Genomic DNA, 12,638 nt, shown 5'->3' with positions numbered 1-12,638 from the left:
AAGGCGCGCGCGATGACCGACCCCAACAGCCGCTATCACGGCCTGCCGGTGCGCGAGACGGGCCCGGAGGAGGCGCGCATCCCCTTCCGCGCCCGGCGCATCCTGCCCGACCCGGCGCGCTTCACCGCCTTCGCCCATGTCGACCTCGCGGGGGGCGAGCGGATCGACGCGCTGGCCGCCGAGGCGATGGGCGACCCGCTCCTGTACTGGCGGATCGTCGACGCGGACGGCGCCGCGGACCCGGCCGAGGCGACGGCCCGCCCGCGCAAGCGCCTCGCGCTGCCGCTGCCTTTGGAGGTGTCGGATGGCCGGGCTTGAGGGCGTCACGCTCGGGATCCGCATCGGGCCGGTGGCGACGCAGCCGGTCCCGCCGGACGTGGCCGCCGCGTTCGAGGGCGCGGAGGTCACCCAGGCCTCGGGCGGACGCTCGGGCTTCCAGCTGTCCTTCCTCTATTCGAAGACCTCGCCCATCGCGACGCAGCGCCTGCCGGGGGGGTATTTCGACCCGCTGAACCGGGTGATCCTGACCGCGACGCTGGGGGGCGTGACGCGGGTGCTGGCCGACGGGCCGGTCAAGCGCGCCGATGTCGACGCCTCCGCCGTCCCCGGCAGGAACCGGCTGACCCTGACGGGCGAGGACGTGCTGGGCTACATGGACGCCATCGACTTCACCGGGATGCCCTACCCGGCGGTCCCGGCCTCGGTCCGGGTGCTGATGATGCTGGCAAAGTACCCGATGTTCGGGGTGATCCCGAAGGTGCTGCCGGCCCCCGGCGACGTGATCCATTCGCCCACCGACAGGATCCCCGCGCAGCAGGGCTCGGACCTCGAATACATGACCCGCCTCGCGCAGGATGCAGGCTACGTGCTGTATGCCGAGCCGGGGCCGAAGCCGGGCATGAACACCGTCTACTGGGGCCCCGAGATGCGTCTCGGGACCGAGCAGCCCGCGCTGACGCTCGACATGGACCAGGCGCGCAATGTCGACAGCCTGTCCTTCACCGCCGACGGCGACGCGGCGGAACAGAAATTCGCCTTCGTGAAGGCGGCCAATTTCTCGGTCCCCGTGCCGGTCCCGAATGTCGGCCTCCTCAAGCCCCCGCTCGCGGGCCGTCCCATCGTCCCGTCCCGCCTGCGGCTGATGGAGACCGAGCGCCTCGGGGCGGTCGAGGCGATCGGGCTGGCGCTGGGGGGGGCGGCGCGGGGCGATCCGCTGACCGCCTCCGGCACGCTCGACGTCGCGCGCTACGGCGCGCCGCTCGAGGCGCGAAAGCTGGCGACGGTCCGCGGCGCCGGGATCGCCCATGACGGGACCTGGTACGTCTCCTCGGTCACCCACCGGCTGAAGCCCGGCAGCTGGACCCAGGCGTTTTCCCTCGCGCGCGACGGGCTGCTGCCGCGGGCCTTCACCCCTCCCCCCCTTCCAGCGACAGGCGTTCCGACATGACCAACGGCCCCGTTTTCTACGGCAAGTACCGCGCCACCGTGATCAACAACGTGGATCCGCAGAACCAGGGGCGGATCATGGTCCAGCTCGGGGACAAGTACGGGCTGTTCCCGTCGACCTGGGCGATGCCGTCCTTTCCCTTCGCCGCCAAGGGGATGGCGGGGATGGTGGCGCTGCCGCAGATCGGCGCGGGAGTGTGGGTGGAGTTCGAGGCCGGCGATCCCGACCACCCGATCTGGTCCGGCGGCTTCTTCCCCGACCCCGCGGGCTTCCCGGCGCTGGCGCTGGCGGGCGCGACCCCGGTGACCCCGAACATCCACATGCAGACCACCACCGGCACCTCGGTGACCCTGTCGGACAACCCCGCCCAGCAGGTGTTCGTGAAGACCGCCACGGGGGCGATGATCTCGATCGGGGCGGCCGGGGTGTCGATCAGCAACGGGCAGGGGGCGACCATCGTGATGTCCGGCCCCTCCGTCATCATCAACAACGGCGCCCTCGTGGTGACCTGAGCGCGGAGACCAGACCATGCCCGGACCCATCCTTCACGTCGGCGCCTCCGCCGCCTGTCCCCATGGCGGGACGCTCACCCTCGTGCCCGCATCGCCGCGGGTGACGGTGTCGGGCCAGCCCGTCGCCGTGCTGACCGACCAGGGGCTTGTCGCGGGCTGCGCCTTCACCCTGCCGGGGGGCAAGCCCTCGCCCTGCGTCACCACGCGCTTCATCGCCGCCGCGACGCGCGTGACCTCGATGGGCCAGCCGGTCCTCATCAACCCGATGAGCGCGCTGTGCCTGTCGCCCGAACAGGCCCCGCAGGGCCCGCCGATCTTCACCGCGTCCCAGGCCCGCGTGGTGGCGACATGACCCGCCTCGCCCATCCCTTCGCCCCCGGCGCCGACGGGCGCAGCGCCGCGCATCCCTACGGCTCCCCTGCGCATGTCGCGCAGATGCTGCGGCTCCTGATCCTCACCCAGCCGGGCGAGCGGGCGATGCGGCCGGGCTTCGGCTCCCCCGCCCGGCAGATGCTGTTCGCCGCGGGGGACGGGATCGCGGCCGAGGCGCTGGCCGCGGCGCTGGAGAGCGGCGTGGCGCAATGGCTGGGCCACGTGCTGGAGGTCGAGGCGCTGGAGGTGCGGGCCGACGGCGCCGGGGCGCTGACAGCGGAGCTGGCGTACCGGCTGCGGGACACCGGCCGGGTGGAGCGGGTGGCGGTGGAGGTGACGGGCGGATGACCGGCGCGCGCTACGATTGCGCCGAGCCCGGGCGGCGGGCGGCGCTGACCGCCCCCGGCGCCCCGGCGGGCCTGTCGGGCATCGATTTCATCGAGGTGCGGCAGGGCGCGGCCCTGTCGGATCCGACCCAGATCCGGGTCGAGCTGGTCAAGCCCTTGCCCCTGCCGGACGCGAAGTTGACAGCAGTCAACTTTCGCATCACCGGCGGCGTGCGCTTTCCCGCGCCGGTCGTCTCGGGGCCGGTGGCGGCGGAGCCGGGGGGCGGCACGGTCGCGCGCTACGTGCTGACCCTGCCGGGCGGGCAGCCGACGGATTTCTCGACCTACACCCTCTCGCTTGTCGATGGCGACGGGCCGCCGGGCTTCATCGACCCGCGGCTGGCGGCGGTGGAGTTCTCGTTCAAGGTGGATTGCCCCGGCGACTATGACTGCGCGCCGGGGGCGGCGACGGCCCCGGCCCCCGCCCCGTCCGGCGCCGTGCCCGACTACACCGCCCGCGACTGGCCGGCGCTGCGGGGCCTGATGCTCGACCGGATGCGCGAGCTGGTCCCGGGCTTCGCCGAGGACGACCCCGCCGACCTCACCGTCACCCTGGTCGAGGCGCTGGCGGCGCGGCTGGACCAGCAGAGCTACCGGCTCGACTGGATCGGCACCGAGGCGTTCCTGCACACGGCGCGGGAGCGGCGGTCGCTCACCCGCCATGCGCGGCTGGTGGATTACCGCCCGGGCGAGGGGGCGAGCGCGCGGGTTCCAGTGAGTTTCGAGTACGCCGAAGACCCGCTGCACCCCGCCCCCCTCGTCCTGCCCGCCGCCACCCCGGTGATCGGGCGGCGCCCGGACCTGTCCCCCGTCCTCGACGGCGCCGCGCATGTGGACCTGCTGCGCGCGGGCGGCGCGCTGGTGTTCGAGACGATGCACGAGGCGCGAATCTGGCCCTGGCGGAGCAGGATCGCCTTTCACACCTGGTCCGACGCCGCCTGCGTGCTGAAGGCCGGGGCGACCTCGGCCACCCTTGTCGATACCGGCGGCGGGCAGGGGCCCATCGCGCCCGGGGACCTGCTGGTGCTGGCCGAGACGCGCTCCCCGCTCACCGGGCTCGAGGCCGATGCGGACCCGGCCCGCCGGGCGCTGGTGCGGGTGATCGCGGCGGAGGCGACGGCGGACCCGCTCGCCCCCGGCCTGGCGCTGGTCGAGGTCCACTGGGACGCCGCCGATGCGCCCCGCTTCGACCTGGTGCTGTCGGCCCGCACCGCGCGCCAGTCCGGCGCCGCGACGCCCGAGCCCTGCGCCGCCGTCCTCGGCAACGTCGCGCTGGCCGATCACGGCGCCTCCTTGCCGCCCGCGGATCACATCGGGGCCACGGCCTCCGAGGCGGCCGAGCTTTCGCCCGCCCTGTCCCCGCCCATGCCGCTGCCGGGCCTGCCCTGGCGGCCGGTGCTGCCGCTGGCGGACCTCTCGCGCATCGCCCCGGCGGATTTCCGCGGGCCGCCGGAGCGGGAGGGCTTCGCCCCGGCGTCCGAGCTGGCACGGGCGGCGCCCGCGGACTGCCTGCCCGCGCTGCGGCTGATCGACGATTTCTCCACCTGGACGGCGCGGGCGGACCTCTTGTCCTCCGGGCCCTTCGCGCGGGATTTCGTGGTCGAGACCACCATCGACGGCGCCGCCGCCCTGCGCTTCGGCGACGGGATCGGCGGGCAGGCCCCGCCCCCCGGCGCCGCCATCGCCGCCGCGGCGCGCAGCGGGGTCGGCCCGGCGGGCAATATCGGCCCCGGAGCGCTGGCCCACGTGGCGCTCGGCCCCGGCCTGGCGGGCGCGAAACTGACCGTCACCAACCCCCTGCCGGGCCGCGGCGGCGCGGCGCCGGAGAGCGCCGCCTCGATCCGCCTCAACGCCCCCGAGGCGTTCCGGGAGCAGGACCGCGCCGTCACGCCGGGCGACTATGCCGAGGCCGCGCTGCGCCACCCCGAGGTCGTCGGCGCCCTCGCCATCCCGCGCTGGACCGGGGCGTGGCAGACGATCTTCGTGCATGTCGACCGCCTCGGGGGCGCGCCTGCCGACGCCGCGTTCCGGGCGCGCATCGCCGCGCATCTCGAGCATTTCCGGACCATCGGCTTCGACGTCGCGGTGCGCGGGCCGATCCCGGCGCCGCTGGACATCCACCTCTCGGTCTGCGCCGCTCCGGATGCGCTGCGCGCCCGCGTGGCGGCGGCGGTCCGCGCCGCGCTCGGGCCCGTCGCGGCGGCGGATGGGACGCTTGGCTTCTTCCACCCCGACCGGCTCAGCTTCGGGGCGCCGGTGCACCTTTCTGCTCTCATCGCCGCCGCCATGGCCGTGCCGGGGGTCGAGAGCGTCACCCCCCTGCGGTTCCAGCGCTTCGGGCGGCTGGCGGACGGGGAACTCCAGGCAGGCGTGATCCGCCCCGCCGAGGCCGAGATCCTGCAGCTTGCCGACGACCCGTCCTTCCCCGAGCGGGGACGGCTGCGGCTGACCATGGGGGGCGGGCGATGAGCTGCGGATGCGAAGGCGGCGCGGGCGGGGCCTGCGGCTGCGGCGCCGGGGCGCCCATGCAGGCGGTGGCGGACCCGGCCCGCTTCGCCCATGGCGCGATCCTCGGGCGGCTGGTCGAGGGCATCGGCGCCGCGCGGGTCGGCGGGGCGGCGCCGCTGCGCGGGCTGACCACGCGCGACCCCTCGGACCCGGCCATGGCGCTGCTGGACGCCTATGCGCTGGGCCTGCATGTCATCGGCTGGAACGCGGACCGGCTGTGGCGCGACGGGACCATCGGGCAGGGCGAGGACCGCGACGCGCTCGCCGCCCTCGCCGCCCTGCTGGGCCACGCGCCGCGGCCCGCCATTTCCGCCGAGACGGTGGTGGCCTTCACGGTGGATGAAACGCCGGGCGCGCCGGAGGCGGCGACGGCGCCCCTCGGGATGAAGCTCTCGACCGTGCCGGAGCAGGGCGGGATGCCCGCGGTGTTCGAGACCTCGGCCCCGCTGGAGGCGCGGCGCACGCTCAACGCCCTGCGCCCGGTGCGGCAGGCCGAGGCGCCCGCGGTGACCGCCGGGACCGGGACGCTGACCCTCGCGGGCCTCGCCCCCGGGTTGCGCGAGGGGGACAGCATCGCCGCCTGGGCGGCGGGCGAGGGCAAGTGGCTGCTGGCCGCCGTGCTCGGGGTCGAGCGCCCCGCGCCCGCCCCCCTGCAAGGCGGCGCGCCGGGAGAGACGGCGCCCGCGACCACGGTGCTGACCCTCGCGCCCGGGCGGCTGGTGGAAGGGGCGGGGCCCGGTGCGGACCAGGCGGGCGCGGTGCGGGTCTTCGGGCGGCGCGCCACCGGCTTCGGCGCCACGGCCCCCGACATCATGCTGATGACCGACGAGGTGCGCGACGCGAAGGGCGAGGAGAAGACCCTCATCCTCGGCGGCCCCGAGAAGGGCCCCATCGCCCAGCCGACGCCGATCCTGGGCGGCGATGGGGCGGGTCCGGCCGAGGGAGAGGTCGCGCTGAAGACGGTCTGGGAGTGGGCGGGTTTCGTGCTCTCGGACGGCGGGACGACGGATGGCGGCGCGGTCGATCTCGACGCCGAATACGAGGCCGCCGCCAAGAGCCGCGCCGTGCTGTTCAGCGCCGGGGACGTGGACGCGATGGGGCTGATCGACGGCGTCTCGGCCCGCGCCCGCTCGGATTTCGCCATGGCGGCGCGGGTGACGCGGATCGAGGCGACGGGGGTGGACCTGTCGGCCGCGGGCTTCGGGGACAAGCTGCGCGAGACCTCGATCCTGCTCGAAACCGCGACGGAACAGGTCTTCGCCCCGCTGACCGACCCGGAGATCACCGGCGACCGGATCACCGTGCAGGGCGTCCATGAAGGGCTCCTGCAAGGGCGCCTCTTCGTGCTGACGGGGCAGGAATGGGCGGGCGCGCCGGGCGCCGAGGGGCCGGTGGCCGCCGAGGTCGCCACGCTGCTGCGGGCCGAGCCGGGCGACGGGGTCACCACCCTCGTCTTCGCCGCCCCCCTGTCGCGCGGCTGGCGGACCGAGGGGCTGGCGGCGCTCGGCAATTGCGTCGCGGCCACGGAAGGCGAGACGGGGCTGCTGGGCGCGGAACAGATCGGCGTGACCGACGCCGCCGACCCGCTGCCGGTCATGCGCCTGCCGGACGGGCGGCTGGCGCATGTGCCCGGGCCCGGCCCGCGCGGCTACGTCCCGGCGGTGGAGCTGCGGGTGGGCGGGCGCCTCTACACCCATGCCGAGCGGCTGCGCGGGCTGACCTCCGCCGACCGCGCCTTCCGCGCCGCGCCGCCGCCGCCCGGCGACGACGCGGCCGCCGCCATCGCCTTTCCCGGGCCTCTGCCGGGCGGGGCGCAGCCGGTCACCGCGCTCTGGCGCAAGGGCGGCGGGGCGGCGGGGAACGCCGGGGCGGGGGCGCTCTCGACCATCCTCTCGCCCGTCCTGGGGCTGCGCGCGGCGACCAACCCGATCCCGGCGACGGGGGGCCAGGAGCCGGAGGGCCCCGAGGAGATCCGCGCCGCCGCCCCCGCCGCGGTGCGGGTGCTGGACCGGGTGGTCTCGGCCCGCGATTACGAGACCTTCGCCGCCGGGTACCGGGGGGTGGGCAAGGCCATGGCCTCGGTCCTGCGGGCGGGGATGCGCGAGGTGATGTGCCTGACGGTGGCGGACACCGACATGGCCCCCCCGGTCCCCGGCGGGACGCTGGCGACGGGGCTGGAGGAGGCGATCCGCGCCGTCTCGCCCCCCGGGCGGGCGCTGCGGATCGCGGGCTTCGCGCCGCTGGCCGCCGAGATCCGCCTCGGCTTCGCCCATGATCCGGCGCTGGAGCGGGCGGCGGTGGAGGCGGCGCTGCGCGCGGCGCTGCTCTCCGCCTTCTCGCCCGCCGCGCGGCCCTTCGGGCGGGCGCTGCACCGGTCGGAAATCCTCGCCGCCGCGCAGGGGGTTCCGGGGGTGGTCGCGGCGCGGCTGGCGGGCTTTGCGCTGCCCGGCGGGGCGGCGGAGGACCATGGGCGCCTGCTGTGCCCCGCGCCGCGGATGGAGGGCGGGGTCTTCGTGGAAGGGGGCCTCCTGCACCTTTCCGACGCGGGCCTCACGTTCGAGGAGATGACGCCATGAGCGACGCGACGTCTGACGCACGGGCCGCCGCCGCCGCCGCGCGGCTCTTCGCCCTGCTGCCGGCGCAGATAAGGGCCGATGACGCCGCCGCGGGCCGGGCGCTCGAGGCGCTGTTCCAGGCGCTGGGCGCGGGGTCGGCGGAGCTCGACGCCGCGCTCGACGCCTTCCATGACGCGCTGTTCGTGGAGACGGCGCAGGGCGACGCGCTCGAGGCGCTGGCCGCGCTGGTGGCGGCCGAGCCGATGGCGCCGCTGCCCGAGGGGGCGGGCTGGAGCCCCCGGGCCTTCATCGCCAACACCATCCGCCATCGCCGCGGCAAGGGGACGGCGCGGGCGCTGCAGGCGCTGGCCGCGGACGTGACCGGCGAGGGCGCGGCGGCTGTCGAATATTTCCAGCGCCTCGTGCGGCTCCAGCACCTGTCGGATGTCCGCCCCGAGCGGCCCGGCCTCGCGGACCTGCGGGACGGCGAGGCGGCGCAGCTGGTCGGGACCGCGCATGACCGGACCGCGCGGCTGGCCGACCTGCGCTCCATCGCCCGGGCCGGGGGGCGGGCGCATGTCCCGATGGTGGGGGTGCACCTGCTGCGCCCGCTGGTCCCGGTCCATCCCGCGCCGGACCTGGCCGGGGAGGACCCGGGGGCGGTTCCCGCCGCGCTCCTCGCCGCCCTGCCGCAATGCCGGGACTGGGCCGCGGGCGGGGCGGGGGCGTTCCAGCTCGCCGCCCAGCCGGGCGAGGCCGTGCGGCTGTTCAACCCGGCGAGGGGCGGGGCGCCCGGGTTCCAGGCGTCGCCCCAGGGGGCGCAGCAGACGCCGCCGCAGACCCTCCCCGACCGCCTGCGCCGCCTGCCGCTCTGCAAGGAGCTCGACGCCCTGCGCCGCGCCGTCGCCACGGGCGCGCAAGCGGACCTGGCCTCCCCGCCCTGGTTCGACGGCGCCGGGGCCCCCTTCACCCTGTTCCTGCGCCGCGTGGGGGAGGAGACCTTCCGCAAGGTCCCGCCCGAGGAGCTCTTGATCGCCAACCTCGCCGACCCGCCCCCGGGCCGCCCCTTGCCCGAGCGGATCCCGGACCGCCTGCCGCCGGGGACCGACCCCGCGCGGGCCGCCCGCCCCATCGCCGCCGCCATCGACCCCGAGACGGCGCGCATCGTCACCGCCGCCCCCACCGGCGGCGCGGCGGAGGTCGAGGAGATCCGCCTGTCCCACGCCTACGGCATCGGCCGTCCCATCGGCGCCGGGGCCCATGAACGCAACGCCCCGGACGTGCCCTTCGAGCTGACGGACAGCGCCGAGCGGCGCCATTTCATCCGCGTGGTCGACCCGCTCTCGCCCGCTGATCCCGGCGCCTCGGGGGCGCTGCGCCGCGTGCCGACGCTGCAGGAGGCGCTGGACGACTGGGGGGCGCATGGCGCGGGGATGTTCGGGGTGATCGTGCTGACCCGCTCGGACCGCGCCGCGCCGGGGGCGGAGGTGGTGATCCCGACCCATCCGGGCGCCGAGCTGCACCTCGTCGCCGCCGAGTGGCGCCCGCGCCGCGACGTGCCGGGGGTGGAGGGGAACCCCGGCCGGCGCGGCTACCTCGTGCGCCGGGCACGGCGTTTCACCCTCGACGCGCCGGTGCGGATCGAGGCCGCCGCCGCGCCGGGGGCGGAGCAGCGCCCCGGCGCGGCGGTGCTGGACGGGCTGGAGCTGACGCAGGGCCTTGCGCTGTCGCCCGAAGCCCTGTCGGGGCTGCGCCTGCGCCACTGCACCCTGCGCAACCCCGGCGGCCCGGCGCTGCTGGCGCTCGCGCCGCTGGGGGGCGTGGAGGTCGCGCTCGAGGATTGCCTGTGCGGACCGCTCTCGCTCGACGGCGGGGCGGGGGGCGCGCGGGATGCGGGGCTGCGCGTGCTGCGCTCGGTGATCTCGGCCGACGGGGCGGGGGGGCAGGCGATCGCGGCCGAAAGCTGGACCGCCGAGATCTGCGACGCCACGGTGCTGGGGGATGCGGCTCTGCGCATGCTCCGGGCCACGAACGTGATCTTCGACGGGGCCCTGGGCGTCGCGCGGCGGCAGGACGGCTGCCTGCGCTACAGCTACGCCGCGCCGGGGGGCGCGCATCCGCGCCGCTACCGCTGCCAGCCGGACCTGGCGCTGGCGGCGGCGGAGGCGGAGGCGGGCGCCCCCCTCGGGGCCCCCGCGCGCGCCGCGATCCTGCGCCGGATGCGCCCCGTGTTCCTCGACCGCGCCCTGTCCGAGCCGACCGCGGCCCTGCTGCACCCGCTGGCCGATCCCGGCCTGCGGACGGGGGGCGAGGGGGGGACCGAGATGGGGGCCTTCGCCGCCCATGGCGCGGCCGTCCGGCGCGCCAACCTGACCGCCCTGTTCGACGACTACCTGCCGTTCGGCGCCGAGGCGGCCATCCTTGACGATGGCCGCTCGACGCCCGCCGCGATGCGGAGGAACCGCCCATGACCATGCGCAACGACAGCTCGCGCGCGCTGATCCGCGCCGCCGATCCCCGCCGCCCCCGCCGGGTGGCCCCGCGGCAGGGGCAGCTGCTGCTCGACGCCGACATCGCCGAGGATGCGCGCCTAGCGCTCGGGCGGATCGAGACGGGGGCGGCGGACGCGCTGGGGCCCGCGGGGCGGCTGCTGGTCCCGGCGGGGGGGGACGGCTTCCGGGTCGCCCGCGACGGCGCGGGGCTGCGGATCGGGGCCGGGCATGGCTATGTCGACGGCGCGCTGGTGGAGAACCCGGCGGAGTGCGCGCTGGACGCCCAGCCGCACCCGGTGAAGGACGAGGCGCTCTCGCCCGCCCTCGTGGTGCTGCGCACGCAGGAGCGGCACGTGGACCCGGTGGAGGAGCCCGCCTATGCCGACAAGGCGCTGGGCGACGCCGAGGCCGCGGGCCGGGGCCTGCAGGACTGGCGGGTGTTCCTGCTGCCGCTCAAGCAGGCGGTGCGCTGCGAAAGCGCGCGCGACACCCGCGAATGGCGCGGCGTCGCCTCGGCCTCGACCGGCACGGTCGGGATCGCCGTCGCCTCGGCGCCCCCGGCCTCGGACCCGTGCTCCTTGCTGCCCTCGGGCGGCTACACGGGGCTGGAGAACCTGCATTACCGGGTCGAGGTGCATGACGGGGACCCGTTCCCGGGCCTGCCGGACGTCGACGGGCCGCGCTTCGGCGCGCTGGGGCTGCGCCTCAAGGTCTCGCGCCGCAACGCCAGCCTGATGACCGGGATCGTCGGGCGGCAGGGGGTGGAGCTGACGCTGTCCCCGCCCGCCCGCGACGCGCGCAACTGGTTCGCGCCGGGGATGTATGCGGAGGTGGTCTCGGACCATGACGACCTGGCGCCCCGTCCCGCGGGGGCGCCCGAGCGGCTGTTCCCGGTCGCCAGCGCCTCGGACGACCGGGTGGCGCTGGACGCGACCGAGGCGGAACTGGACGCGACCGGGCTGCGCACGGATGGCGGCTGGCGGCTGCGGCTGTGGGACCGGCTGCCGGACGGGGCGGGCTGGATCGAGGTCGGCAAGCTCGGGGCGGACGGGCTGTCGGCGCCGCTGCCGCTCGGCGACGGGCTGTCGGTGGTGGTCGGCGGGGCCGGGACGGCGAGCTTCCGGCGCGGCGATTGCTGGACCTTCGCGGCGCGGGCGGACGGCACGGTGGACTGGCCGACGGGGCCCGGCGGCGCCCCGGTGCAGGAGCGCCCGCACGGCCCGACCGTCCTTTACGCCCCGCTGGCGAGCCTCGGCAGCCCCGCGCCGGGCCCGGACCCCGAGGATTGCCGCATCCCCTTCGCCGCCCTCTCGGACATGGCGCTGCACTATCGCGGCGGCGACGGGCAGGGCGTGATCCCGCCCGCGGATGGCGGCGCCGCGACGCTGCCGGGCAAGCTGCGCCTTGCGGTCATGCGCGGCGAGACGCCGGTTCCGAACGCGCGGGTGTTCTGGACCCTGCCGGACGGCGCGCCCGCCTGCCGGATCGACGGCGCGCTGCTGCAGCCCGGGGGGTTCGTGCGCGCAGAGACCGGGGCGACGGGCGAGGGGCTGGGGATGGTCGAGGTGGAGTGGACCCTCTCGGCCGGGCAGCCGGAGGCGACGCACCAGGTGCTGGCGACGCTGGGCGCGCCCCGCCCCGGGGCGCGGTCGGTGCTGTTCACGGCGCGGTTCGACACCGCCCGGGGCACGGGATACGCGCCCGGGGCGTGCAAGGACCTCGAGGGCGTGTTCACCGTGCAGGACGCGCTTGATGCGCTCTGCGCCCGCGGCGGGGTCGCGGCGCGCCCGCTGCCGCGGGTGGTCGGGGTGAACTGGGACAACGACGCCTTCGTGTCGCGTCACCAGCTGGTCAAGGACGGACTGGTCTTCGATTTCTCGGACCCGATGGACCCGAACGCGCTGCAGGCGGGCGACTCGTGCCAGGTGACGCTGACGCTGTGGGATCTCGGGGCGGTGGGCGACGCCTGCCCGGTGGGGCGCCAGGCGCGGCTGCCCGGAACCCTGCACCCCGAGGGCGCGGCGCCGCTGCGCCGGGTGCGGTTCGAACCGGGCTGGGACGCAAGCTGCCTCGCCGCCGCGATCGACCGCTTCGCCGGCGATCCCGTCGCCGGGGTGCGGGCGCTGCGGGCCGAGGTGGCGCTGTCCTCGGCGGTGTGGCGGGCCGAGGCGCCGGGCCCGGACGGGCGGCCGCTGCGCCTCAACGGGTCGACCGAGCTCGAATTCGGCGGCGCGCCGATGCACCACGGGTTCGCGCGCGGCGATGACGGGCTGCTGGCGCCCGGCGACGCGCTGACCAGCCGCGATTTCCGCGGCTGGTTCTTCATCACCGACTGACCCGCCGGGAGAGCCTTGCGGCGCGAAAGG

At 76.6% G+C, this 12,638-nt stretch carries 9 protein-coding genes; all 9 read left to right on the top strand.

Annotated features, from left to right (window positions below; all coding sequences use genetic code 11):
- The first annotated feature begins 12 nt into the window (after nucleotides 1-12).
- The 9 genes from ACQ5SO_RS10175 to ACQ5SO_RS10135 are packed head-to-tail and all read left to right on the top strand — an operon-like array spanning nucleotide 13 to nucleotide 12,608.
- Entirely contained in the window at nucleotides 13-318 is a 306-nt protein-coding gene (locus tag ACQ5SO_RS10175) for a hypothetical protein (RefSeq protein WP_430941489.1), read from the top strand.
- Nucleotides 305-1,447, top strand: coding sequence for a hypothetical protein (locus ACQ5SO_RS10170; RefSeq protein ID WP_430941488.1), 1,143 nt, complete (start codon nucleotides 305-307; stop codon nucleotides 1,445-1,447). Before ACQ5SO_RS10175 ends, ACQ5SO_RS10170 begins: the two co-directional genes overlap by 14 nt.
- Nucleotides 1,444-1,959: a phage baseplate assembly protein V gene (locus ACQ5SO_RS10165; RefSeq protein ID WP_430941487.1), complete on the top strand. Its 516-nt coding sequence runs from the start codon at nucleotides 1,444-1,446 to the stop codon at nucleotides 1,957-1,959. Before ACQ5SO_RS10170 ends, ACQ5SO_RS10165 begins: the two co-directional genes overlap by 4 nt.
- Nucleotides 1,960-1,975: 16 nt before the next feature.
- A complete protein-coding gene (locus ACQ5SO_RS10160) occupies nucleotides 1,976-2,311 on the top strand; it encodes a hypothetical protein (RefSeq protein WP_430941486.1) in 336 nt (111 codons plus the stop codon).
- On the top strand, nucleotides 2,308-2,679 hold the full coding sequence (locus tag ACQ5SO_RS10155) for a GPW/gp25 family protein (RefSeq protein WP_430941485.1): 372 nt from the start codon (nucleotides 2,308-2,310) through the stop codon (nucleotides 2,677-2,679). Before ACQ5SO_RS10160 ends, ACQ5SO_RS10155 begins: the two co-directional genes overlap by 4 nt.
- Entirely contained in the window at nucleotides 2,676-5,186 is a 2,511-nt protein-coding gene (locus tag ACQ5SO_RS10150) for a putative baseplate assembly protein (protein ID WP_430941484.1), read from the top strand. The genes ACQ5SO_RS10155 and ACQ5SO_RS10150 overlap by 4 nt, the downstream gene beginning before the upstream one ends.
- Complete coding sequence (locus ACQ5SO_RS10145; RefSeq protein WP_430941483.1) at nucleotides 5,183-7,801, top strand: baseplate J/gp47 family protein; 2,619 nt, start codon at nucleotides 5,183-5,185, stop codon at nucleotides 7,799-7,801. The genes ACQ5SO_RS10150 and ACQ5SO_RS10145 overlap by 4 nt, the downstream gene beginning before the upstream one ends.
- On the top strand, nucleotides 7,798-10,251 hold the full coding sequence (locus tag ACQ5SO_RS10140) for a hypothetical protein (RefSeq protein ID WP_430941482.1): 2,454 nt from the start codon (nucleotides 7,798-7,800) through the stop codon (nucleotides 10,249-10,251). Before ACQ5SO_RS10145 ends, ACQ5SO_RS10140 begins: the two co-directional genes overlap by 4 nt.
- The gene (locus ACQ5SO_RS10135; RefSeq protein WP_430941481.1) at nucleotides 10,248-12,608 is read left to right on the top strand and encodes a DUF6519 domain-containing protein; all 2,361 of its coding nucleotides are present in this window, start codon (nucleotides 10,248-10,250) and stop codon (nucleotides 12,606-12,608) included. Before ACQ5SO_RS10140 ends, ACQ5SO_RS10135 begins: the two co-directional genes overlap by 4 nt.
- Nucleotides 12,609-12,638: the final 30 nt, after the last annotated feature.

The organism is Rhodovulum sp. DZ06, assembly GCF_050586345.1.
GTDB lineage: Bacteria > Pseudomonadota > Alphaproteobacteria > Rhodobacterales > Rhodobacteraceae > JBOCEF01.
Note: the sequence above shows the minus strand (reverse complement) of the source record. Positions and strands in the feature narration are given on the sequence as shown.